Origin of the sequence: Yoonia sp. 208BN28-4 (assembly GCF_037543925.1) — a bacterium.
Taxonomy (GTDB): domain Bacteria; phylum Pseudomonadota; class Alphaproteobacteria; order Rhodobacterales; family Rhodobacteraceae; genus Yoonia.
In genome coordinates this window covers 120916-140955 of the sequence record NZ_JBBIFY010000002.1, presented here as the reverse complement: position 1 = coordinate 140955, position 20040 = coordinate 120916, and the positions used below count along the sequence as shown (strand labels likewise).

Sequence of the window (20040 nt, the reverse complement as noted above, 5' to 3'; positions counted from 1 at the left end):
AGCCCCTTTTGCGAATGCGATTGCCCCGCCTGCCGCCTGTGCCTATGGCAAAGGCATGACCCGTACCGCCCCCAACCTGCCGCTGGCCATTGGGCTGATGCTGACCGCGACCGCGTTTATCGGGGGCACCATGCTGATGGCAAAGCTATTGGGAACACAAGCGCTTGGCCCGCCGCTGCATCCGCTACAGATCGCGCAAGGGCGGTTCCTGTTTGCCTTCGCCACGTTGGTAACGGTCGCGGCCATCCTCCGCCCGCGCCTTGGCACACCGCGCCCCAACCTGCCCGTCCACGTAGGCCGCACTGTGTTTGGCGCAGGCGGCGTGACGTTCATGTTTGCCGCCGTTGCCTTTATCCCGATGGCGGACGCTACCGCGATCAGCTTTCTGAACCCTGTGTTCGGGATGCTGCTGGCGATCCCGTTTCTGGGTGAGCGGATCGGGCGATGGCGTTGGCTGGCGACGGTCATGGCGTTGATCGGCGCGGTGATCCTGCTGCGGCCGGGGGTTGGCACATTCCAACCGGCAGCATTGCTTGCGCTGACCGCGGCCCTGCTGATGGGCTTCGAGCTGATCTTCATCAAGAAACTGGCCGACCGCGAACCGCCGTTCCAGATCCTGCTGATCAACAACGCGCTTGGCCTGACGCTGACCACCATTGCCGTGCTGTGGGTCTGGGTGATGCCAACACCCGCGCAATGGGGTGCACTTGCAGCCCTTGGTGCGATGATGGCCGCGGCACAGGCCTGCTTTGTCAACGCGATGGCCCGCGCCGATGCCAGCTTTGTCACGCCGTTCAGCTATCTGACGCTGATCTTTGCCACGCTGTATGACCTGTTTTTCTTCAACGTCCTGCCCGATGTGGTTAGCGGCACAGGTGCTGCAATCATCGTGGCGGGCGCGATCCTGCTGGCATGGCGCGAAGGCGTGAACCGCCGCTAGCTTTTCAGGCGATACCCGCGATCCAGCCAGCGCCAGCATACCGCCAGAACAAGGGCCGCTGACACGGCGACCACGCCCAGCCCGATCCACGGGCTGCTGTCGCTTACACCAATCATGCCGTAGCGGACGCCATCAATGATGTAGAAAAACGGATTGATGTGGCACAGTGTCTGCATCAACTGCGGTAGCGCCTCGATCGAATAGAAGGTGCCTGACAGGAAGGCGAGCGGCGTCACGATGAAGTTGGAAATGGCTGACAACTGATCGAATTTATTGGCAAAAATGCCTGCGATCAGGCCAAGCCCACCCATAAAGACCGATCCCAACACCACGAAAAGGATCACCCACAGCGGCTGCATCATGCCAACGCCCAAAAACAGCCACGAGCCCAGCGCGATGACGGCACCGACCATGGCACCGCGCGCGACCGCACCGCCCATGTAGCCCACCAGCAACTCACCCGCCGACAGCGGCGGCATCAGCGTGTCCACAATGTTGCCCTGCACCTTGGCCGAGGCCATCGAGGATGAGGTATTCGCAAAAGCGTTCTGGATCACGGTCATCGTCAGGATGCCCGGCGCGAGGAAAACCATGAACGGCACGCCCATCACATCGCCGCGCTGCGGGCCGATTGCGATGGTGAAAATCATCAGCAAAAGTCCCGCGTTAATCAGCGGCGCCATCAGCGTTTGGGACCAGACATTCATGAACCGCATCACCTCGCGGCGGGCCAATGTCCACGTGCCAAGCCAGTTCACGCGTCCAAAACGGCGCACGCCCATGTTGATATTCGTGTTCATCGTGACATTTCCATCTTGTGTAGCAGGTAATTGGGTGGCGGGCGCTTCACTTCCCACCTATGGATGCTTAGAATAGGTGATCGACCGATAAGACAAGGCCTGATGCCACGTGCATCCCGCCTGACAGCCAAAGGAATTCATATGTCCTGGACAGACGAGCGCGTCGAGACGCTCAAAAAGATGTGGGGCGAGGGCCAGTCGGCCAGCCAGATCGCCAAGGAACTGGGCGGCGTGACCCGTAATGCCGTGATCGGCAAGGTGCACAGGTTGGGCCTGTCGAACCGTGCAGGGTCCGGCGGCGGTGCTGCTGCCAAACCCGCGGCCAAGGAAAAGCCCGCACCCGTGAAGATGGAAACCAAACCTGCGGTCAAGCCAAAGGCCCCTGCCGCAGCCGTGCCAGCCGTCAAGGAAGAGCAGGAACTGGACGAGAACGGGATTCCGATCTCTGCCGCCCGCCGCGCGATCATTCCCGCAGGCCAGCCGCTGCCACCACAGCCATCAGCCAACGAGATTTCGCCGGAGGCCTTGGCCAAAGTGAACGAGGTCGAGAAATCGGCCAAGAAGATCAGCCTGATGGAACTGACCGAAAAGACCTGCAAGTGGCCCGTGGGCGACCCCGCCACACCGGACTTCTGGTTCTGCGGTCTGCCCGTGCAAGCTGGCAAGCCTTATTGCGAGGCGCACGTCGGCGTGGCCTTCCAACCGATGAGCGCGCGGCGCGACCGCCGCCGGTAGCACAAAATCGGGTTCATGAACGCATAGGGGCGGTGCTGCATGGCACCGCCCCTCTTGCATGTGTCATTGATCAGTCGTTACGCACGGCCCCGATCACGGTTGCAAAACTATTGCCATCGTTGTCGGCCCCGTCCGTGCCACCTGTCAGGATCAGGCTCTCACCGGCATCGGCAAAGTTACCACCGACGCCCGTGTTGTAAGGCAGTGACCCGTCCTCGTCTGTCAGACTGCCGCTCAGGTCCGCCTCAAGCGTCATCACCTCGCCGCGACCGATGATACTAAAGACCGAGATCGTGCCGTCTTCCAGCGCAAGGTCGCCAGTCAAAGCCTCACCATCTGCATAGGTGAAATTCGTGCCCTCGCCGATGAACGTGCCGTTTGTCGCGCCGATGTTGGTGCTGATATCCATCCGGCCAATGATCTCGGGCGTGACCAGTTCTGTCATGCCAGCGTCAAGCAGCGCACGCTGATCGTCATAAAGCGCAATCTGACCGGTATAGTCCACGTTGCCCGCATTACGCACATCGGCGAATGCTGCCGTCGGCGCTGCGGTCCCGTCAAAGCGTTGTTGCACCGCTGGCGTCTGGCGCAGCACCTCTGTGGCAAGAGCAAAGCCCACGGCGCGGCCCACTTCCTCTTCTGTGGCGCTACAGGCGCTGACCGCGCCAAGCAGCAATGCGGCACCCACGGTTTTCTGAACAGCTGACATCAAAATTCTCCTAAAATTCCTAAACTTGAATGTCAGAAGCCTGCCATAGCGGAACCTGCCGCCCTATACCGGAAAAGCTTACCTTTTGCCCGCCTACGGGGTGGCCCCGAAAATCCGCAACATCGCGGTGTCAAAGGCAGCCCAAGTGATTGCAGCGCTGTTGCCTGCATAGCCCTCGTAGTGGGACGCGCCGGTGTCATTGGGCAGTCCGGCCCAGATCTTCGCAAGATTGTTCATAAAGTCATGTCTGCCCAACTGCCCCCGCCGGAATGCGGCAAAGCCTGCATCGGCCAGCAATTCATCGGCCAACCTGTCTTGCAATGCGGGGGTGAATTGCAGGCGGTCCCCTGCCCCGGCCCGCGCGGCCACATTGCGCAACGTGGCAGGAATGAACTGGTATCGCCCAATCGCATGTGGCTGACCCGGCGTGGCGGCAATCCAGTCGTATATTTCACCCAGCGTCATGTCGGTCGGGCGTTTTGACGGACGCACACGCGCACCGTGCTGCACGGCGTCGTAGCCATGCAATCGCGATTCCGCCTGACTGATCAGATGGCGCAGCTGTTCCACATCACTGCCGCCTTGCGCCACCGACAGCGGCCCCATCATCAATCGCGGCGCAGACACGCGCACGGGATATGGCGCAAACAGGCTGCCGGTCTGACTGCCTGCGAACAGACTGCCGGTGCGTGCAACCTGCGTCTGTGTGCCCCCCATCTGCGGCGTGGTGATCGGGGTCGCCGCATGATCAAGCGTGATCAGACGTCCGCGATCCTGAAGGAACGTGTTTTGTCCAAGCAGCGTCACAGCCTCTGCCGATGCGGCCTGTCCGGTCACCAGCAAAATCAGCCCTGTTAAAACTGCCCTGAACCGTGTTTGCATGCCTCACCCTTCACCAACGCGATGCTGGGCTTATGCAGACAATTTGATTGATATTTCGTGAGCCTATCGCCAGTGCCGCAGATAAATCGGCGCAGCAGTTGTGGATGTGCTAGGCTTCCTCTCATCACCCCGAAAGGACAGCCCCCATGCCGCAGTATATCCTAACGTATCACGGCGGCACCCGACCCGCCTCGGATGACGAGGTGCAGGTGCAGCGGGACCGCTTTCAGGCATGGCTTGGCACGGTTGATGCGGTGATGCCGCAACAGCCTCTCACGCAGACACTGACGTTCGGGGATTTCGAACTGACGCCGATGGTGGGATATTCCATTGTGACGGCAAGCGATATTGACGCGGCGCGCGCCATGGCCGAAACCTGCCCGTTTCTCGAGATGGAAAACACCGCGATGCAGGTCAGCCAGTTGATGGGGACCGCCTGACGCCGCGACAGGGACCACGGCGGGTGTGAAACCTGCCTCTGCCGCCCTATATCAAGCCCGAACACACAGATCGGAGCCCCACATGCCCAACACCGCCCTTATCACTGGCGCATCCGCCGGTATCGGACAGGAATTCGCACGTTATCACGCCAAGAAAGGCGGCGATCTGATCATCAATGCCCGCCGCGAAGACGCATTGAATGACCTCAAAGCCGAACTGGAGGCCGCCCACGGCATCACCGTCACATGCGTCGCTCTTGATCTTGGGGCAGAAGGCGGAGCCGACGCGCTTTATGACGCGGTAAAGGGCCAGCAGATTGATGTGCTGATCAATAACGCGGGCTTTGGCGGCCATGGCAAGTTTGTAGAACGCGATCTGGCCGATGACCTTGCGATGATTGATCTGAATGTGAAGGCGCTGACCACGCTTTGCCACAAGGTCGGCGGCGATATGGTTCGTCGCGGCTCGGGTAAAATCTTGAACGTGTCGTCCACGGCAAGCTATATGCCGGGCCCGTTGCAGGCCACGTATTTCGCGACCAAAGCGTTCGTGTCCAGCCTGTCGATGGCATTGGCCGAAGAGATGTCGGATGCAGGCGTGACCGTCACCGCGCTGGAGCCGGGCTATGTGGAGACCGAATTTGCCGCCCGCGCCGATCTCGACAACACGCCGCTCACTAAATCAGGCGCGACACCCGCCGAAGTGGCCAAATTCGGCTATGACGCCATGCTGCGCGGCGAGTTGCGTGCCATCAACGACGGCAAACTGCGCTTTGCCCTCAATTGGCTGTTCCCGTGGATGCCCAACCGCATGAAGCTCAAGCAAATCCGTAAGATGCAGGAAAAGTCGGCCTGATTTGTATCGATGCCTCGCTCTACCACGCGTAGGGCGGGGCAACTGACCATTTCCACTGGTGCGGACTTGCGCTAAACGCACGCCATGTCCCAGAACCCGCCTTCCCTCCGCCCCGATCTCGCGCCCAAAGCGCGCGTTTCCGACACACCCCGCAAGAACCAGCCGACCATCGGCATGGTCTCATTGGGTTGCCCCAAGGCGCTGGTCGACAGCGAGCGTATCCTCACGCGTTTGCGGGCCGAAGGCTACGCGATTTCAGCCGACTACGCGGGTGCAGAGGCCGTGATCGTCAACACCTGCGGCTTCCTCGACAGTGCCAAAGCCGAAAGCCTTGATGCTATCGGAGAGGCGCTGCAAGAGAACGGCAAGGTCATCGTCACGGGCTGTCTGGGGGCCGAACCAGACTACATTCGCGACCACCACCCGCAAATCCTCGCCGTGACAGGCCCGCACCAATACGAACAGGTCCTCGACGCCGTGCACGCCAATGTGCCGCCCTCACCTGATCCGTTCATCGACCTGCTGCCTGCGTCGGGAGTGTCGCTCACCCCGCGGCATTTCAGCTACCTGAAAATCTCCGAAGGCTGCAATCACAAGTGCAAGTTCTGCATCATCCCCGACATGCGCGGGCTGCTCACCTCCCGCCCTGCCAACGCGGTGCTGCGCGAGGCGGAAAAGCTGGTCGACGCGGGCGTCAAGGAACTGCTGGTCATTTCGCAAGACACCTCCGCCTACGGCCTCGACCGCCGCTATGACGAGACCGCCTGGAAGGGCGGGCAAGTGCGCAGTCACATCACCGATCTGACGCGCGAGCTGGGCCAGCTGGGCGCATGGGTGCGCCTGCACTACGTCTACCCCTACCCCCACGTGCGCGACCTGATCCCGCTCATGGCGGACCCGTCAAATGGCGTGCTGCCCTATCTGGATATCCCGTTCCAGCACAGCCACCCTGACGTTCTCAAACGTATGGCGCGGCCCGCCGCATCGGCGCGGACATTGGACGAAATCGCCGCATGGCGCGCGGCTTGCCCCGACATCACCCTGCGCTCCACCTTCATCGTGGGCTACCCCGGTGAGACCGAGGCCGAGTTCCAGCACCTCCTTGACTGGTTGGACGAGGCCCAGTTGGACCGCGTCGGTTGCTTCCAATACGAAAACGTCGCTGGTGCCCGCAGCAACGCCCTGCCCGACCACGTGGCACCCGAGGTCAAACAAGACCGCTGGGACCGCTTCATGGCCAAAGCCCAAGCCATCTCCGCCGCCAAGCTGGAAGCGAAGGTCGGCAAAACGCTCGACGTCATCGTAGACGACATAGATGAAGATATGGTTGCTACCTGCCGCACATGGGCCGACGCGCCGGAAATCGACGGAAACTTGTTTATCGACGAAGGGACCGAAGGTTTGTCCGTCGGCGATATCGTGACCGTGGAAGTGGACGAGGCCGGGGAGTATGATTTGTGGGCTTGCTTGGCGTCCCGGAAATGATCCGGGGGATCATTTCGCCAAGCAAGGGGCGGAGCCACTAGATGAAAAAGGGATGGATTTATGCCCTCGTGTCAGAAACGTGCCCGCATATAAAGATCGGCAAAACGACCAACCCTCCGTTCGTGCGAATAAGACAATTGAACACAGATGTAATCTATGGCCCGTTAGGACCATGGAGTCAGCTGGACATTCGGCAGGTCAAGGACGTAACCGCGATTGAAACGGCATTGCACCGCCGCCTTGCGGATCGCACGGTCACAGAGATTATTGGCCAGCGCGAGCTTTTTCGTATTACGCCACAGGAAGCAAGGTACGCTTTAGCCGCAATCCCGACTGCGGATCTCAATGCACCGGCACCATTGAACAAGCTCGCGTTGCAGCCTGACTTCATGTCCTATTTGATGGCGCTTTTTCAGAATTCTGGCCTTGAAAACTTCCGGGATCTTCAGGAAAGCTGGACCTTCACACTATTTCCCAGCACTGCCGGGGGGCGTTATTTTACGATAAATATTGATCGTCATGAGGTCGCTTACAGCGCACCGTTCAGGGATACGCAAGAATTCGCTTTTCACAGCATAGTCGTCGATCAAATGGTGAAGAAGGATCCGGAAGTGAGAAGCTGGTTGAAATCCAACTATGGACGCATCCGAAAAACACCGTATGCGTCAAGCTGGGGAAATTCCGTCGTAGTCCAATTTGAAACATCGTTCGACGAAAGCCTCAGCCTGTTCCAGATTACCGGCTTCCGCCGCGCGATGATCGCCTACTGGTATGAAGCACTATTACGAATGCAAGAGCGCCAGACGCGTAGTTTTTTCGCACGTTTTCATAACTACAACGCGACTTCTGAAATTTTTCGTCACCTTAAAGAGGTTCGTGAATTTCGAGATATCATAAATTAGAGGTCGCCCCGGCATCGCCGGGCAGCGGCGCAGACCCTCCCCCACGGAGAGGGCGCTCTTCGCAACGTTGCAATTCAGCAGGACGGGACCGCGACTTGGGAGGTCTTGCGTCACACGACCCCTCCCCGAGGTCCGGGCGCTGCCCGCCAACGTTGCGCTTTCGCATGCGACACTATCGCTCTTGGGCAGAGGCGCAGGCGGGACTATTTATGCACTATGACCCAAGACACCAAAACATCCGTTCTCTACAACGCCGACTGTCCCGTCTGTAATTTCGAGATCAGTCATTACGCGCAGTATGCCGATAAGAACGGCCTGCCGATCCGGTTTGACGACCTCAATTCAGACGCACGCCAGCGGTGGAATATCGACGCAGATACCGCCGCCCGCAGGCTCTATGTTCTGCACGAGGGCGAGTTGGCCTCGGGGATCGACGGCTTTCTGATCCTTTGGGCGCAGATGCCGAAGTATCGCTGGTTGGGCAAGATCGTGGGGCTGCCGGTCTTCAAGCAGATCGCCGCATTCCTCTATGACTACATCGCGGCTCCACTGATTTACCGCTGGCACCTGCGGCGGCAGCGCAAGGCAGCAGCGTAACGGCGGTGCACGCGCAGTGCACGCTCGGTGCACGCAAATCACACCCGGTTTTCAGCCCGGATCATCCAGATAAACCCGCACCGCGTCCTGCACGCGGCGGAACCTGTCGCCGCCCAGTTTGGTGCCGCCGAACCAGCGCGTGACGACGACAATCTCGCCCACACGCCCTTCGCGTTCCAGCATGCGTACGATCACCATGCCAGCGCCGCTTTCGCCGTCGTCGTTCTTCACTGGCGTGCCATCGGGCAGGATCAGGCCCCATGTGTTGTGCGTGGCTTTGGCGAATTTCTTGTTGCGGCACAGCGTCTTCACAAAGGCCTTCGCCGCGTCCACCGACGCAACAGCCCCGCCAGAGACAGCATATTTTGACCCACGGTCGGACAGCGCGTTTTCGATGATCTTCATGGCAGGTTTGTCGGCCACCACGCGCAGGGAGGCAAGCGGTTAGCTGGCCGCCAGTTCAAGCAGCGCGTCGCGATTGCGGCAAGTGTCGGGAGGCACCGTCGGGCGCGTCGGCGCGGCAAGGGCCGCTTCGCATGCGGCAGGTGCTTTGCAGCTGCGGCAGGCGGTGACCATCGCGGCAAACGCGGCCTGGGTCAGTTTTGCATCATGCATCGCATCCGCCAGATCGGCGCGACACGCGCGCGCCATGCCAATGGTCAGCCAGAAATGCTTTGTCGGATCGCCAAGTGGTGTCATCGGATGCCCTCGTGTTTCAGGTTGCATCCGGTGAATAGCGCAAAGCCCGCAGTCGGGCTTTGCGCTAGATCAAACGATCAGAATGTATAGGTTTCGCCCGTTGCAATCGCGCTATCCAGCGATGCTTCGGCCCATGTGCCACGTCCGCCACGCAGGCGGATTTCGATCAGTTGGGCAGCGGCCAGTTCATAGGCGCCCTGCTCGACCAGAGCCTGCCCCATGTAGGACCGGGCCAAGATGTTATCGGGGTTTTGCGCGATAGCCTGATCGTAGAACGCCATGCCAAGGTCCATGTCACCCGCTTTGCGGTTCACAAAGCCATAATACGTCAGCGCCAGATCGGACTGCTGGTTCTCCAGCGTGCCCAAGACGCCCAGCGCATCGGCGTAGCGGCCAAAGTGGGCCAGTTCGCGCACGATATCCATCATGGCGCTATCGTCGTTGGTGCTTTGCTCGGGCGTCATGCAGCTTTGCGTGGCCAGATCAAACACGAGACCTTCGGCACATTGCTGTGTGGTCTCGGATGGCTTGGGCGCGGTGTCGTTGCTGCCAGCGGCAAAGGCTGCGACAGGCATCAGGGCGGCGATCAGGGTTGTGCGTACAAGGTTCATGGTCAATCTACTCTTCCGTTGTGAGTTGCTTTGGTGAAGGCACGAACAATGCCGCCAACAAGTTTCAATTAAAAAGCTAGCCCGACCAGAATACATATCCATGCCACCCCGACAGCGATGGCTGTCACGGCCACGGCGGCCGATCCGCAATCCTTGGCTTGACGTGCCAGATCGCGCTTTTCGAGGCTGATGTCATCGACCACACGCTCGATCGCGGTGTTCACACATTCGGCGGCCAGCACCATGATCCCGCCCATCAGAACGAGGCCGCGCTCCCCCGCCGACAGCGGCAGGACAAAGGCCAGCACCGCAAAGACAGCATTGGCAACCAGCCACTGCTTCAGCGACCCTTCGGTGCGCCACACGTGTACAAAGCCGTCCCACGACCAGATCGCACGTTGCCAGATCCGCATCAGTTGCTGCTTGAGCATTTGCGCCGCCCCCTTTGTTATCCGCGCTACAGTCGCCCAGCGCGCCCAACGTGCCAAGCAAAAAGGTCGCAGCCTTGTGACCTTAGGGAACAATTGACCGGTATGGGTTACTGCTTACCTTGGATCTGCAGCGCGAAAGGGAAATCCGATGTATCCAGATTATGCCAAGTCAGAACGGATTGCGGATGGCACAATGCACGCCATCGGCGTTGTCGGCTCGGTTCTTGGGACTGTGATCCTGTTGTTGTGGACGGCAAGCATGGTCGGCGCGGGGCAGATGGTCGCTTTGATCATCTACGGGCTGGCGCTGATCGCGACATTTACCGCATCAGCGTTCTATCACATGACCCCGTGGCCAGAGATGCGCCCCATGTTGCGCCGGTTTGACCATGCCGCAATCTATCTGAAAATTGCAGGCACCTACACGCCACTTGTGGTGATGGTCGGCAGCGCATTTGCCTACGTGATCCTTGGTATCGTCTGGGCGCTGGCCATAATCGGCATGACATTGAAACTGTTTTTCTGGCGCACACCGGGCCGGTTCGGGCCTGCGCTTTATCTTATCATGGGCTGGATGAGTTTGGGTCTGATCTGGTCACTTTGGCCTGTGATGCCCACATCGGTTCTGGCGCTGATCGCCATTGGCGGGCTTACCTACACATTCGGCGTGATCTTCTACGCCGCCAAGATGAAGTTCTCGACGGCGATCTGGCACGGGTTTGTCGTGGCTGCATCCGCCTGCTTCTTTGCAGCGATTGCCATCGGGGCCGTGGCAACCGTCTAAGCGGCGCAATGTCGCCTGATCCGAGGCGCCAAATCAAAACATGATGTGCCCGCTTTGGCGGGCTCCTTTTGGTCAAACCACCCTGTGCGCCCGGCACACCCTGCATAAGGTAGGGGAAACCTGACCCGTTTTTCCCCCTAAGTCCGGATTGCCTGACCTGACGTCACACCGCGTCATCCGTAATGTCTATTCAACCGCTGCCACTGACCGCGACAGGCCATTTTGCCACCGTCGCCGCGCCGCGGGACACTGGATTGATACGGACGGAATTTTGCGATGTTACATTTTCTGAGCACCCTCCCTCCCGAAGTCTTCGACGCCATTGGTGTCGCGGGCTTCGGGCTTTACGTCCTCAACTACACGATGCTGACTTTCCAGCGTGTCACAAGCTGTTCGATCAAATACTTCGTCGTCAACTGGCTGGCAGCGACGTTCGTCCTGATCGGGCTGTTCACATCATTCAATCTGGCCGCAGCCCTGATCCAAATCTTCTGGATCGGCATATCATCAGTCGCGATTTATATCCGTCTGCGCAATCGCCCGTCGCCCCTGCGCCAGATGCACGGATTGTCGGACCGCACAGTGGCCTAGGTGCCGCCCCGCAGCCCTGCTGCGGTTTCCTGAACAACGCGCACGCGGTCGGCATTTGCAGGGTGCGTCCCAAGGAACCGGTTGCCCGGATCAGGAATACGAAAAAAGAACTCTGCCCCCAGCACCGGATCATAGCCTGCCTGTGCTGCGATGATGGTGCCAAGCCTGTCGGCTTCCAGCTCGAAATCCTTGGAGTATGTCCGCGCCCCAAGCGTTGCACCAAATTCCTGTGCGGCCTGTACGGCCTCGGGGTTGCCCGACCCGATCACACCGGCAAGCTGACCAAAGACCACGGCACCCACGGTCGCGTTCTGACGCTGGCGGGCCAGATGACCACGGATATGGTGGGCTGCTTCGTGTGCGAGAATAAACGCGAGTTCGTCACGGTTGCGGCTTTGTGCAATCAACGGAATGGTAAAGGCGATCAGCGGGCGGCCTGTTTCATCAATTGTCTGGAAGGCATTGGGTGGCGCGCCGGGGCGGTCATCCACAACGATCCGGAAATCGCAGTTTGTGCCACGCGGCGCACGGTTGCGGCACACGGTCTCGGCCACAGGCTCAACGGTTTCAACAACCTCTACAAAATTGCGCACCGCGGTGCGGGCCGTGATCCGATCGGCCTGCGGGTTGGCGTTCACTTGCGTCGCGCGGGTTTGCGGCTCTTTCGAGATCGTCGGACGGTCACCCGTGGGCGCGGCGCATCCGATCAGTCCGATTAAGGCAAAGCTCAGGGATAAGGTCTTGAAACGCATCATAGTCTCCGCAGCGGCACACGGTATTCTGGACGGACCGCCCCCGGTGACAGACCACAAGTTAGAGCGGTGGCAAAGGGGCGGCCAGTGCAAATCACGTAGAATTCACCTGCTCGGCAGGCTGTTGCGCAGTGCTGTGACGGCTTGCGCTGCTGCGTGATCCCGCTAGGCTTGGCGGCATGTTTACCATCGAACACGCCTTTGACGCCACAATCATCACCCTTGTTGACGAACCGCCCGCGCCATTGGCAAAGGATGTAACGCTGCGCATCTCGGCCAGCGATGTGACGGTGATCCAGCATGATCCGGACACAGAGACGACGGCGCAGATCACCCTGTCACACGCGCAGGTGCGCGATATCGGCGCCGCGCTGAACCTGCCCGAAGGCGTGTATCTCAGCACGCCATCAAAGCCCTGACGCCCCTATAATTCACCCTGATACGGAGCCTGCCATGACCACTGGATTTTTCTGGGACGAAACGTGCTTCTGGCACGGCGGCGGCAACTACGCTGGAATGTTGCCGGTGGGTGGGCTTGTGCAGCCATTGGATGGTGGCCTGCCCGAAAGCCCCGAAAGCAAGCGTCGCCTGTGCAACCTGATCTCAGTGACTGGTCTGGCAGGCGATCTGGCCATGCGCGGTGCACCACCCGCCACGCAAGATGATCTGCTGCGCGTGCACCCCAAAAGCTATCTGGATGAATTCAAACGCCTCTCTGATGCAGGCGGTGGAGAGTTGGGCCGCAGGACCCCATTTGGCCCCGGCGGTTACGAGATTGCCGCCCAATCCGCCGGTCTGGCCAAGGCCGCTCTGTCAGCCGTGCTATCGGGCGATTTGACCAATGCCTACGCCCTGTCGCGTCCGCCGGGGCACCATTGCCTGCCCGATTGGCCAAACGGGTTTTGCCTGCTGGCCAACATCGCCATCGCGATTGAGGCTGCACGTGAGGCGGGACAGGCCAAGCGCTTTGCCGTGCTAGATTGGGATGTGCATCACGGGAACGGGACCGAAGCGATCTTTTACGATCGTGGCGATGTTTTTACAGTGTCCCTGCATCAGGATCGCAATTACCCGATGGACACCGGCGCGTTTGCTGATCGCGGGCGTGGCGCTGGAGAGGGATACAACTTGAACATCCCGCTGCCCGCAGGCACAGGCCATGCCGGATATCTGGCCGCGATGGAGCGCATCGCCCTGCCCGCCATTCGCGCCTATGCGCCAGATGTGCTGATCATTGCCTGCGGATATGATGCGGCGGCCAATGATCCGCTGGGCCGGATGTTGGCCCATCAGGACACGTTTCAGGCGATGAGCCAACAGGTAATGGCGCTGGCGGATGACGTTTGCGATGGCAAGCTGGTGATGGTGCACGAGGGTGGCTATTCAGAGGTCTATGTCCCCTTTTGCGGCCATGCTGTGTTGGCCCAGATGTCAGGCAGCAAGATCACGGCACCCGATCCCTTTGGCGAGGTATTTCACCTGCGCCAGCCTGACGACGCCTTTGACGCTTATCTGGACACACATCTTTCGGCACTGGCGCAGGCGCTTGGCTGACCCTATCTAAAGCGCAAGTCCAAAGCCGAGGAAAACGATGCCCGCCCCCAACCAAGCCGCTCTTGATTTTCTGCTCACCCGCCGGTCACGACCCGCAAAGACGCTGACGGGACCCGCGCCGGACCGTGCGACGCTGGAAACCTTGCTAACAGCGGCGGCCCGCACGCCGGATCATGGCAAGCTGGAACCGTGGCGCTTTATCGTGCTGACCGGCGGTGCGCTGACCCGACTGGCCGATCTGGTGGCAGACCGCGGGGCGGCCTTGGGCGTTGATCCGGACAAGGTGACCAAAGGCGTGGACAGTTTCGCCCGCGCCGATCTGGTGGTTGCGGTCATCTCAAGCCCGAAACTGTCGGACAAAATCCCGCAGATCGAACAGCTTTATTCTGCCGGCGCGGTGTGTCTGTCACTGTTGAACGCATGCCTTGCTGCGGGTTGGGGGGCCAACTGGCTGTCCGGTTGGGCCAGCCATGACCGCGCATTTCTGACCGACGGGCTTGATCTGGCGCCGCATGAAACTGTGGCGGGGTTTATCCACATCGGCACAGAAACATCCGCGCCACCCGACAGACCCCGCCCTGATCTGGGCGCAATCACCACTTGGATCGACACATGATTATCGCCAGCTTTTACAAGGCCATCGCCCAATTGCCGGACCCGCGCTTTCGCCGCGTGTTGATCCTAGGTATTGCGCTGACGCTGGCGCTGCTGGTTGGCGCTTACGCAATTTTGTTGTGGCTGGTGCAATCAATTACCGCAGGCCCGATCGAATTGCCGTTTGTCGGGCCGGTGACGTGGCTGGGCGATCTGCTGAGTTGGGGATCGGCGATCTTCATGATCTTCCTGTCCATGATCCTGATGATCCCCGTGGCCTCTGCCGTGACGTCTCTGTTTCTGGAAGACATCGCACAGGCTGTCGAAGACAAGTATTATCCGAACCTGCCCCCTGTGCCGCGTGTCAGCATTGCAGATGGCCTGCGCGACACCGTGAATTTTCTGGGCGTGCTGATTGGCCTCAATATATTGATATTGCTAGCCTATCCGTTTCTGCTGATCTTTGCGATTCCTGCGCATTTTGCGATGAACGGCTATCTGCTGGGGCGGGAGTATTTCCAGATTGCGGCCATGCGCCGTCTCGGGCGTGAGGGCGCGCGGGCCTTGCGCCGCAAGCATCGCCTTACAATTCTGGTGGCTGGTTGTCTGATGGTTGCGCCGTTGACCGTGCCATTGCTTAACCTGATCATTCCGATCCTAGGGGCGGCGACATTTACCCATCTGTTTCATGCGCTTAATCGGCGCTGACCTCTGGCGTGGCCATCCGGTCGAACCAGTCCAGATCGCGCACTGTAATCGCGCCTGAAAAGATGATCCCGGCGATCACAACCCATAGGCCAATGGCCCAATATGTGGTGATCTTGGCCTTGCGCTTGACCATGGGCTGCGACGGGGCAGAGGCGTGGGTGCCGGGCACGATCTCGGCCTCGTCCCCTTGCGTGACCATGCGCAGCGGCAGGACAATGAAAAATACCATGAACCAGATCACGGCGAATAGAACGATGGCAGATGTGATCCCCATGGGATGAACCTTTCAAATCAGGCGCAATGGCCCTGCGCGTCTTGGGTGTCTAGATATTCCCGCCAGAGGCTCCGGCAAGAGGCAAAACGCGCCTAGACCTGCTCAAGCTCGATCAGGCAGCCGTTGAAATCCTTGGGGTGCAAGAACAGGACAGGTTTGCCATGCGCGCCGATCTTCGGCTCGCCTCCACCCAGCACGCGCGCGCCTTCGGCCAGCAAATGATCGCGGGCGGCCAGAATGTCGTCAACCTCGTAGCAGATGTGGTGGATGCCGCCTGATGGGTTCTTGTCCAGAAATCCCTGAATGGGTGACCCGTCGCCCAACGGATAAAGCAGTTCGATCTTGGTGTTGGGCAGCGTGATAAAGACCACCGTGACCCCGTGATCCGGTTCATCCTGCGGCGCGCCCACATCAGCGCCCAGCATCGATTTATATTGTGCGCTTGCCGCCTCAAGATCCGGCACGGCGATTGCAACATGGTTAAGGCGACCGATCATCACAAGGCTCCATTTGGCATTAGACTATTGCGGTTTATGGCGTGACACGACAGGCGCTGCAAGGAAGATGCCCGGCCTTAACCTTCTGTTCATGCCAATGCTGTCAAATGCACCTATCCGCCGTCAGGCGATCACACCGGATAAGGGACATCACATGGACAAGACGGAGAATTTCTTTCACGCGCGGCCAGCGACAGCAATGCGCCCGCTTCTTGGTATTACCGTTCTGGTGGTTGAGGACAGCCGCTTTGCCTGCGAGGCGTTACGCCTTTTGTGCCTGCGGTCCGGTGCGCGGATCAGACGGGCCGACAGCCTATATGCCGCCCAACAACACCTGAAGGTCTACCGACCCTGCGTGTTGATCGTTGACGCGGGTCTGCCTGATGGTGATGGCACCACCTTAATTGACAACCTGACCCAGGCGACACCGCGCATTGACGTAATCCTTGGCACAAGCGGTGACCCTGAGCGCAAGGCGGATGTCATGGCCGCCGGTGCCGACGACTTTCTTGAGAAACCAATCACATCGTTGGGTGAATTCCAAAACCGTATCCTGCAATTCTTGCCCGCCAATCGCCAACCACCGGGCCCACGGCTTGTGAATGACGAGGTCGTGCAGCCGGACATCATCGCGTTCCATGACGATCTGAGCCATGTGGCACAGGTGCTATCCGATGACCAATCAGGCGAAATCGTGGACTACGTCACCCAGTTCCTTGGTGGCGTGGCACGATCTGTTTCGGATGATGAATTGGTATGTGTCGTGACCCAACTGGCAAAGCGTCGTGACGCAGGTGACCCGCTGGCCCCTGCGATTACAGATCTGCATGACATCGTTCAGCGGCGGCTCTCTACTTCAGGGCCGTTTGGCGTGGTCACAGGGTCGGATCACGTTGCACAAGATGCGGTGCGGTCAGCGCGCTAAGCCTTTGGCGCTGACGCCCATCCGCGCCAATGTTGTCGTCCGAAAGCCATGTTTGATAAGCCTCACGCATCGCCCCCCAATCGCTGTCGGTCACGGCAAACCATGCCGTATCGCGATTGCGCCCTTTCACGATCAGGTGCTGCCGGAAGATACCTTCAAAGCTAAACCCCAGCCTTTGCGCCGCGCGCCGTGACGGCATGTTCAGCGCATTGCACTTCCACTCCATCCGCCGATATCCGTTTGCAAAGGCCCAGTCGGTCATCAGAAAAAATGCCTCGGTGGCCGCTGGTGTGCGTTGAAGAGCTGGCGACAGATTGACGTTACCAATCTCGATGCTGCCCATTTCCGGCACGACAGTCCAGAAACACGCGTAGCCAAGCGGCGCTGGATCATCCATTTGCCGGATCACGTAACACGGCTGTCGCGCCCGATCCTCGTTGGCCTGCATCACAGCGGCAAAAGCGTTTCCATCGGCGGGTGGCGCTTCAAACAGATAATCCCAGACCCAGTCTGCACCGGAAAACTGTGCCCAGAGCGCGGCTGCATCGGCCTGCGCATCCACCGGACCAAGCTGCGCGAAGCGCCCTTTCAGGTGCAAACCCTCTGGCCGGGGTGGCGGGGTCCAACCGGTCACAACCGGCCCGATGGGACGTTCCATGTTCATGTGCCTTTCGCAACAACCGCGTCACGCCACAATGCCCGGGTCGATACCCATCTCCAACCCCGGAAAAATGGCTGTTTCGATTGTTGTGCGGTCCAGCCCGAAAAGGCCGCGCATCGTCCAGCCTGCAGCGGCACGCACGTCAGCCAAAGGCATCAGGTCGCGGCCAGCGTAAAGATCGTCATCTCCCAAACCGGGCCAACCGCCCAGAACCTGACCACCTCGCAAAGCGCCCCCGGCAAACAAAAGTGCGCCGCCCGTGCCGTGATCGGTGCCTTTGGTGCCATTTTCGCGGGCCGTCCGGCCAAATTCCGTCATGCACAATACCGCCGTTTGCCCCCAGATATCGCCAAGGCCGGACCGCAATGTCAGGATTGTATCGCTGAGCCGGCCCAGATTGCGCGCCAAGGCATTCGCCTGATTTTGGTGGGTGTCCCATCCCCCGATCGAAAAGCTGGCGATCCGTGTGGCGCCGCGCAATCTTGCGGCCGCAAACTCTGCCAACTGCCTGTGCTGGCCGCCACCAACTTGGGCCATCATCGGATCGGCAGCCATGGCCGCAGCGCCCGCCGCATCTGTGTCCGCGTCCAGCGACAACTGATCGGTAATTTCAACCGCCTGCGCCGTGGCATCCCGAAACAACGGGTCATCATGCGTCACCAATTCCAACAATCGGCGCGCCTGTGGTGTAATCCGCAGCGACGTGCGCGGGGCCCAGCGGGCGGTCGGGGCATCGCCTGACAGGACCAGCATCTGCTCTGGCCCGATGGCATAAGAGGTCTGGGCCTGCACACCCGGCACGGTTTGCAGCATCCGGTTCAGCCAGCCATCCCGTGCGCCGCTTGGCAGATCGGGCAATCCGGCTTCGAGGATATCCTGCCCGTCAAAGTGGCTTCGCTTATCGCGATAGGGCGTGGAGACGGCGTGCATCGCGCCAAAATCGCCTGCGTCCCAAAGCGGTTTCATGGGGGCCAAGCCGGGATGCAAACCGAAGAACCCGTCCAGATCAATGCTGTCGTCGGTAGTCAGACCGGGCCGCAAGGCCGCGAGATTTGCATCGCCCAGCGGGCGGATCGCGTCCAGACCGTCGAGGGCGCCGCGCAAGATGATGACAACCAATCGCGCTTCCCACGGACCGGATGCGAAGGTGACAGGTGTCAAAAGCGGGCTGGCCGCAGCCGAGCAGCCCAGCATCAGACCGTTGCGCAAAAATGCCCGGCGTTTCATCGCTATCTCCTTTGAAATGCGGATGAGGACAGGATCACGCCGATGCCATCGCTGGTGCTGGCGGCCGCGCTGGCGGCAAAGCTGACAGCCTGATCAGGCGCGGGGCCAAGGGCCGTAATGACAAATTCGCGCGGATCGGGAAGCGTGGGAAGCAGACGCTCCGGCCTGCGCATCGCCCATGAAATGCGCGCAGCCATCGTCTGTGGTATGATCCAGTCATCCGGTGCCTCGGGCCAGCCATCAGGCCCCAGCGGGCGCTGCCAAGGTTGCCCCATCACGCGCAAAGGCCCATCAAACACACCGCGCGCCGTCTGATCGTCAAGCGCCATGATCTGCGCGCCGGTCATACCCAGCGCCCGCAAAGATCCCGCGATAAATTCTAGCGGGCTGCGCACCTTCGCCCGCTCTTTGGCCCATGCCGCGGGATGGTCTAGCAAGGTGCGGGCGACTTTCAAAAGATCGCCATCTGTCGCAAGGAATGTCTCGGACAGCGCAGTGACCAGACCCTCGTCCGGCGTGTCGGACACAAAGTGCACGGCCAGCTTGCGGGCAAGGTGGGCTGCTGTGGCAGGGTGACGCGCAAGATCATCAAGTGCATCCGTGATCGTCGAAATCGCAGGGTCTGCGCTATAGGTTTCGCCCAAGATCGTCTCCGACCCCGGCTCCGCACGGCGGGCGTTAAACACGACACCATCAATCTGGTGATAAGTCAGCCCGGACAAAAGTTCGGCCATCTGGGTCACATCGGCCTGCGTGTAGGGTCCGCCAACACCCAAGGTGTGCAGTTCCAGAAGCTCGCGGGCGAGATTTTCGTTCAGGCCTTTGGCCTGCCGCAATCCAATTGCGCTGTTGGGGCCGACTGACTGAATTTGTTGCAGGTAGATCAGCATGATCGGATGCAAGGTGACCGCTTGCAGCATATCCGAAAATCGCCCTGCGATGTGCGGGCGGATTGCCTCTTCGATATAGGGGGATACCAGATGGCGCATGCTGCCGGTGCGGGCCTTGGCGGTGAAGTGATCAGCCCAGAAATGCGCAAGACGTTCCAGAAATCCGACGGGGGCATCGACCATACGGGCAATGTCGGCGGCTAGATTGCGGGCCAGACGGGTGCGGGCAAGGTCTTTGATGGTCTGTTCATAGGCTTCGGCGGCGGCCTGTTGATCGGTGCCGTTGGCGGCATTGCGTGCGCGTCCAGCCTCTTGCAGGGCCAGCAGACTAGGAGCGGCCTGCGCATAGGGCGGGATACGGTGCAGCGCGGCCATTACATCGTCACCGACAAGCTCGGCCATGATATCTGTGATAACCGCCGGTGCCGGATGATGCGGCGACAGGCCGGTGCCAAAGCGAAACGCGGCAAGGGTGGGGTCAAAGCTCATGCAGAAC

The 20040-nt window shown here is 60.1% G+C and carries 27 protein-coding genes; 14 read left to right on the top strand and 13 right to left on the bottom strand.

Annotated elements, in window-relative coordinates; translation table 11 throughout:
• Nucleotides 1–55 precede the first annotated feature (55 nt).
• The gene (locus V8J84_RS06765) at nucleotides 56–940 is read left to right on the top strand and encodes a DMT family transporter (RefSeq protein WP_339929379.1); all 885 of its coding nucleotides are present in this window, start codon (nucleotides 56–58) and stop codon (nucleotides 938–940) included.
• Here the strand turns inward: V8J84_RS06765 and V8J84_RS06760 are convergent.
• On the bottom strand, nucleotides 937–1740 hold the full coding sequence (locus V8J84_RS06760; RefSeq protein WP_339929377.1) for an ABC transporter permease: 804 nt from the start codon (nucleotides 1738–1740) through the stop codon (nucleotides 937–939). The two genes, V8J84_RS06765 and V8J84_RS06760, sit on opposite strands and share 4 nt — an antisense overlap.
• A gap of 141 nt (nucleotides 1741–1881) precedes the next feature.
• On the opposite strand from V8J84_RS06760, the gene V8J84_RS06755 reads away from it, so the two are divergent.
• Entirely contained in the window at nucleotides 1882–2475 is a 594-nt protein-coding gene (locus tag V8J84_RS06755) for a GcrA family cell cycle regulator (protein WP_339929375.1), read from the top strand.
• Between the two features lie 70 nt (nucleotides 2476–2545).
• Here V8J84_RS06755 and V8J84_RS06750 read toward each other — a convergent pair whose 3' ends face one another.
• The gene (locus V8J84_RS06750; RefSeq protein ID WP_339929373.1) at nucleotides 2546–3184 is read right to left on the bottom strand and encodes a hypothetical protein; all 639 of its coding nucleotides are present in this window, start codon (nucleotides 3182–3184) and stop codon (nucleotides 2546–2548) included.
• Between the two features lie 93 nt (nucleotides 3185–3277).
• A complete protein-coding gene (locus tag V8J84_RS06745; RefSeq protein ID WP_339929371.1) occupies nucleotides 3278–4066 on the bottom strand; it encodes a hypothetical protein in 789 nt (262 codons plus the stop codon).
• Between the two features lie 146 nt (nucleotides 4067–4212).
• On the opposite strand from V8J84_RS06745, the gene V8J84_RS06740 reads away from it, so the two are divergent.
• The 5 genes from V8J84_RS06740 (at nucleotide 4213) to V8J84_RS06720 (ending at nucleotide 8346) form a co-directional block, all read left to right on the top strand.
• Nucleotides 4213–4506: a hypothetical protein gene (locus V8J84_RS06740; RefSeq protein ID WP_339929369.1), complete on the top strand. Its 294-nt coding sequence runs from the start codon at nucleotides 4213–4215 to the stop codon at nucleotides 4504–4506.
• Nucleotides 4507–4588: 82 nt separating this feature from the next.
• The gene (locus V8J84_RS06735) at nucleotides 4589–5362 is read left to right on the top strand and encodes an SDR family NAD(P)-dependent oxidoreductase (RefSeq protein WP_339929367.1); all 774 of its coding nucleotides are present in this window, start codon (nucleotides 4589–4591) and stop codon (nucleotides 5360–5362) included.
• Nucleotides 5363–5446: 84 nt separating this feature from the next.
• Nucleotides 5447–6847, top strand: a complete 1401-nt coding sequence (gene rimO / locus V8J84_RS06730; protein ID WP_339929365.1) for a 30S ribosomal protein S12 methylthiotransferase RimO — start codon at nucleotides 5447–5449, stop codon at nucleotides 6845–6847.
• A gap of 41 nt (nucleotides 6848–6888) precedes the next feature.
• Nucleotides 6889–7749: a GIY-YIG nuclease family protein gene (locus V8J84_RS06725; RefSeq protein ID WP_339929363.1), complete on the top strand. Its 861-nt coding sequence runs from the start codon at nucleotides 6889–6891 to the stop codon at nucleotides 7747–7749.
• A gap of 216 nt (nucleotides 7750–7965) precedes the next feature.
• Entirely contained in the window at nucleotides 7966–8346 is a 381-nt protein-coding gene (locus V8J84_RS06720; protein WP_339929361.1) for a thiol-disulfide oxidoreductase DCC family protein, read from the top strand.
• A 51-nt stretch (nucleotides 8347–8397) separates the two neighbouring features.
• Here V8J84_RS06720 and V8J84_RS06715 read toward each other — a convergent pair whose 3' ends face one another.
• The 4 genes from V8J84_RS06715 to V8J84_RS06700 form a co-directional block, all read right to left on the bottom strand.
• A complete protein-coding gene (locus V8J84_RS06715) occupies nucleotides 8398–8751 on the bottom strand; it encodes a YigZ family protein (RefSeq protein ID WP_339930689.1) in 354 nt (117 codons plus the stop codon).
• Nucleotides 8752–8790: 39 nt separating this feature from the next.
• Nucleotides 8791–9045, bottom strand: a complete 255-nt coding sequence (locus tag V8J84_RS06710) for a DUF6455 family protein (RefSeq protein ID WP_339929359.1) — start codon at nucleotides 9043–9045, stop codon at nucleotides 8791–8793.
• A 77-nt stretch (nucleotides 9046–9122) separates the two neighbouring features.
• Nucleotides 9123–9656, bottom strand: a complete 534-nt coding sequence (locus V8J84_RS06705; protein ID WP_339929357.1) for a chitin binding peritrophin-A domain-containing protein — start codon at nucleotides 9654–9656, stop codon at nucleotides 9123–9125.
• A 68-nt stretch (nucleotides 9657–9724) separates the two neighbouring features.
• The gene (locus V8J84_RS06700) at nucleotides 9725–10087 is read right to left on the bottom strand and encodes a diacylglycerol kinase (RefSeq protein WP_339929355.1); all 363 of its coding nucleotides are present in this window, start codon (nucleotides 10085–10087) and stop codon (nucleotides 9725–9727) included.
• Nucleotides 10088–10235: 148 nt separating this feature from the next.
• Between V8J84_RS06700 and trhA the strand changes: the two genes are divergently transcribed.
• Nucleotides 10236–10871, top strand: a complete 636-nt coding sequence (gene trhA / locus V8J84_RS06695; RefSeq protein ID WP_339929353.1) for a PAQR family membrane homeostasis protein TrhA — start codon at nucleotides 10236–10238, stop codon at nucleotides 10869–10871.
• A 276-nt stretch (nucleotides 10872–11147) separates the two neighbouring features.
• Complete coding sequence (locus V8J84_RS06690) at nucleotides 11148–11462, top strand: CBU_0592 family membrane protein (RefSeq protein WP_339929351.1); 315 nt, start codon at nucleotides 11148–11150, stop codon at nucleotides 11460–11462.
• Here V8J84_RS06690 and V8J84_RS06685 read toward each other — a convergent pair.
• Complete coding sequence (locus V8J84_RS06685; protein WP_339929349.1) at nucleotides 11459–12214, bottom strand: M48 family metallopeptidase; 756 nt, start codon at nucleotides 12212–12214, stop codon at nucleotides 11459–11461. The two genes, V8J84_RS06690 and V8J84_RS06685, sit on opposite strands and share 4 nt — an antisense overlap.
• A gap of 179 nt (nucleotides 12215–12393) precedes the next feature.
• Here V8J84_RS06685 and V8J84_RS06680 point away from each other — a divergent pair, with 179 nt between their 5' ends.
• The 4 genes from V8J84_RS06680 to V8J84_RS06665 are packed head-to-tail and all read left to right on the top strand — an operon-like array spanning nucleotide 12394 to nucleotide 15070.
• On the top strand, nucleotides 12394–12633 hold the full coding sequence (locus tag V8J84_RS06680) for a hypothetical protein (protein ID WP_339929347.1): 240 nt from the start codon (nucleotides 12394–12396) through the stop codon (nucleotides 12631–12633).
• Nucleotides 12634–12667: 34 nt separating this feature from the next.
• Nucleotides 12668–13768: a class II histone deacetylase gene (locus tag V8J84_RS06675; RefSeq protein WP_339929345.1), complete on the top strand. Its 1101-nt coding sequence runs from the start codon at nucleotides 12668–12670 to the stop codon at nucleotides 13766–13768.
• Between the two features lie 37 nt (nucleotides 13769–13805).
• A complete protein-coding gene (locus V8J84_RS06670; RefSeq protein WP_339929343.1) occupies nucleotides 13806–14384 on the top strand; it encodes a nitroreductase family protein in 579 nt (192 codons plus the stop codon).
• Nucleotides 14381–15070: an EI24 domain-containing protein gene (locus V8J84_RS06665; protein WP_339929341.1), complete on the top strand. Its 690-nt coding sequence runs from the start codon at nucleotides 14381–14383 to the stop codon at nucleotides 15068–15070. Before V8J84_RS06670 ends, V8J84_RS06665 begins: the two co-directional genes overlap by 4 nt.
• Here V8J84_RS06665 and V8J84_RS06660 read toward each other — a convergent pair.
• A complete protein-coding gene (locus tag V8J84_RS06660) occupies nucleotides 15057–15344 on the bottom strand; it encodes a DUF1467 family protein (RefSeq protein WP_339929339.1) in 288 nt (95 codons plus the stop codon). The genes V8J84_RS06665 and V8J84_RS06660 overlap by 14 nt on opposite strands.
• A 92-nt stretch (nucleotides 15345–15436) precedes the next feature.
• Entirely contained in the window at nucleotides 15437–15841 is a 405-nt protein-coding gene (gene mce, locus V8J84_RS06655; protein WP_339929337.1) for a methylmalonyl-CoA epimerase, read from the bottom strand.
• A 154-nt stretch (nucleotides 15842–15995) separates the two neighbouring features.
• Between mce and V8J84_RS06650 the strand changes: the two genes are divergently transcribed.
• On the top strand, nucleotides 15996–16766 hold the full coding sequence (locus V8J84_RS06650; protein ID WP_339929335.1) for a response regulator: 771 nt from the start codon (nucleotides 15996–15998) through the stop codon (nucleotides 16764–16766).
• Here the strand turns inward: V8J84_RS06650 and V8J84_RS06645 are convergent.
• Genes V8J84_RS06645 through V8J84_RS06635 form a run of 3 tightly spaced genes read right to left on the bottom strand, consistent with a single transcriptional unit; the run spans nucleotide 16717 to nucleotide 20033 of the window.
• On the bottom strand, nucleotides 16717–17424 hold the full coding sequence (locus V8J84_RS06645) for a GNAT family N-acetyltransferase (RefSeq protein ID WP_339929333.1): 708 nt from the start codon (nucleotides 17422–17424) through the stop codon (nucleotides 16717–16719). The genes V8J84_RS06650 and V8J84_RS06645 overlap by 50 nt on opposite strands.
• Nucleotides 17425–17451: 27 nt before the next feature.
• Nucleotides 17452–18654: a DUF1501 domain-containing protein gene (locus V8J84_RS06640; RefSeq protein ID WP_339929331.1), complete on the bottom strand. Its 1203-nt coding sequence runs from the start codon at nucleotides 18652–18654 to the stop codon at nucleotides 17452–17454.
• Nucleotides 18655–18656: 2 nt separating this feature from the next.
• Nucleotides 18657–20033, bottom strand: coding sequence for a DUF1800 domain-containing protein (locus V8J84_RS06635; protein ID WP_339929329.1), 1377 nt, complete (start codon nucleotides 20031–20033; stop codon nucleotides 18657–18659).
• Nucleotides 20034–20040 lie beyond the last annotated feature (7 nt).

What these genes read in the sequence shown, in the direction of transcription:
- mce (WP_339929337.1), bottom strand. Translation starts at nt 15,841, where the DNA reads ATGATCGGTCGCCTTAACCATGTTGCAATCGCCGTGCCGGATCTTGAG.
- V8J84_RS06645 (WP_339929333.1), bottom strand. Translation starts at nt 17,424, where the DNA reads ATGGAACGTCCCATCGGGCCGGTTGTGACCGGTTGGACCCCGCCACCC.
- V8J84_RS06755 (WP_339929375.1), top strand. Translation starts at nt 1,882, where the DNA reads ATGTCCTGGACAGACGAGCGCGTCGAGACGCTCAAAAAGATGTGGGGC.
- V8J84_RS06710 (WP_339929359.1), bottom strand. Translation starts at nt 9,045, where the DNA reads ATGACACCACTTGGCGATCCGACAAAGCATTTCTGGCTGACCATTGGC.
- V8J84_RS06725 (WP_339929363.1), top strand. Translation starts at nt 6,889, where the DNA reads ATGAAAAAGGGATGGATTTATGCCCTCGTGTCAGAAACGTGCCCGCAT.
- V8J84_RS06665 (WP_339929341.1), top strand. Translation starts at nt 14,381, where the DNA reads ATGATTATCGCCAGCTTTTACAAGGCCATCGCCCAATTGCCGGACCCG.
- V8J84_RS06650 (WP_339929335.1), top strand. Translation starts at nt 15,996, where the DNA reads ATGGACAAGACGGAGAATTTCTTTCACGCGCGGCCAGCGACAGCAATG.
- V8J84_RS06660 (WP_339929339.1), bottom strand. Translation starts at nt 15,344, where the DNA reads ATGGGGATCACATCTGCCATCGTTCTATTCGCCGTGATCTGGTTCATG.
- V8J84_RS06760 (WP_339929377.1), bottom strand. Translation starts at nt 1,740, where the DNA reads ATGAACACGAATATCAACATGGGCGTGCGCCGTTTTGGACGCGTGAAC.
- V8J84_RS06750 (WP_339929373.1), bottom strand. Translation starts at nt 3,184, where the DNA reads ATGTCAGCTGTTCAGAAAACCGTGGGTGCCGCATTGCTGCTTGGCGCG.
- V8J84_RS06765 (WP_339929379.1), top strand. Translation starts at nt 56, where the DNA reads ATGACCCGTACCGCCCCCAACCTGCCGCTGGCCATTGGGCTGATGCTG.
- V8J84_RS06635 (WP_339929329.1), bottom strand. Translation starts at nt 20,033, where the DNA reads ATGAGCTTTGACCCCACCCTTGCCGCGTTTCGCTTTGGCACCGGCCTG.
- V8J84_RS06720 (WP_339929361.1), top strand. Translation starts at nt 7,966, where the DNA reads ATGACCCAAGACACCAAAACATCCGTTCTCTACAACGCCGACTGTCCC.
- V8J84_RS06715 (WP_339930689.1), bottom strand. Translation starts at nt 8,751, where the DNA reads ATGAAGATCATCGAAAACGCGCTGTCCGACCGTGGGTCAAAATATGCT.
- V8J84_RS06745 (WP_339929371.1), bottom strand. Translation starts at nt 4,066, where the DNA reads ATGCAAACACGGTTCAGGGCAGTTTTAACAGGGCTGATTTTGCTGGTG.
- rimO (WP_339929365.1), top strand. Translation starts at nt 5,447, where the DNA reads ATGTCCCAGAACCCGCCTTCCCTCCGCCCCGATCTCGCGCCCAAAGCG.
- V8J84_RS06690 (WP_339929351.1), top strand. Translation starts at nt 11,148, where the DNA reads ATGTTACATTTTCTGAGCACCCTCCCTCCCGAAGTCTTCGACGCCATT.
- V8J84_RS06685 (WP_339929349.1), bottom strand. Translation starts at nt 12,214, where the DNA reads ATGCGTTTCAAGACCTTATCCCTGAGCTTTGCCTTAATCGGACTGATC.
- V8J84_RS06705 (WP_339929357.1), bottom strand. Translation starts at nt 9,656, where the DNA reads ATGAACCTTGTACGCACAACCCTGATCGCCGCCCTGATGCCTGTCGCA.
- trhA (WP_339929353.1), top strand. Translation starts at nt 10,236, where the DNA reads ATGTATCCAGATTATGCCAAGTCAGAACGGATTGCGGATGGCACAATG.
- V8J84_RS06670 (WP_339929343.1), top strand. Translation starts at nt 13,806, where the DNA reads ATGCCCGCCCCCAACCAAGCCGCTCTTGATTTTCTGCTCACCCGCCGG.
- V8J84_RS06735 (WP_339929367.1), top strand. Translation starts at nt 4,589, where the DNA reads ATGCCCAACACCGCCCTTATCACTGGCGCATCCGCCGGTATCGGACAG.
- V8J84_RS06680 (WP_339929347.1), top strand. Translation starts at nt 12,394, where the DNA reads ATGTTTACCATCGAACACGCCTTTGACGCCACAATCATCACCCTTGTT.
- V8J84_RS06675 (WP_339929345.1), top strand. Translation starts at nt 12,668, where the DNA reads ATGACCACTGGATTTTTCTGGGACGAAACGTGCTTCTGGCACGGCGGC.
- V8J84_RS06740 (WP_339929369.1), top strand. Translation starts at nt 4,213, where the DNA reads ATGCCGCAGTATATCCTAACGTATCACGGCGGCACCCGACCCGCCTCG.
- V8J84_RS06640 (WP_339929331.1), bottom strand. Translation starts at nt 18,654, where the DNA reads ATGAAACGCCGGGCATTTTTGCGCAACGGTCTGATGCTGGGCTGCTCG.
- V8J84_RS06700 (WP_339929355.1), bottom strand. Translation starts at nt 10,087, where the DNA reads ATGCTCAAGCAGCAACTGATGCGGATCTGGCAACGTGCGATCTGGTCG.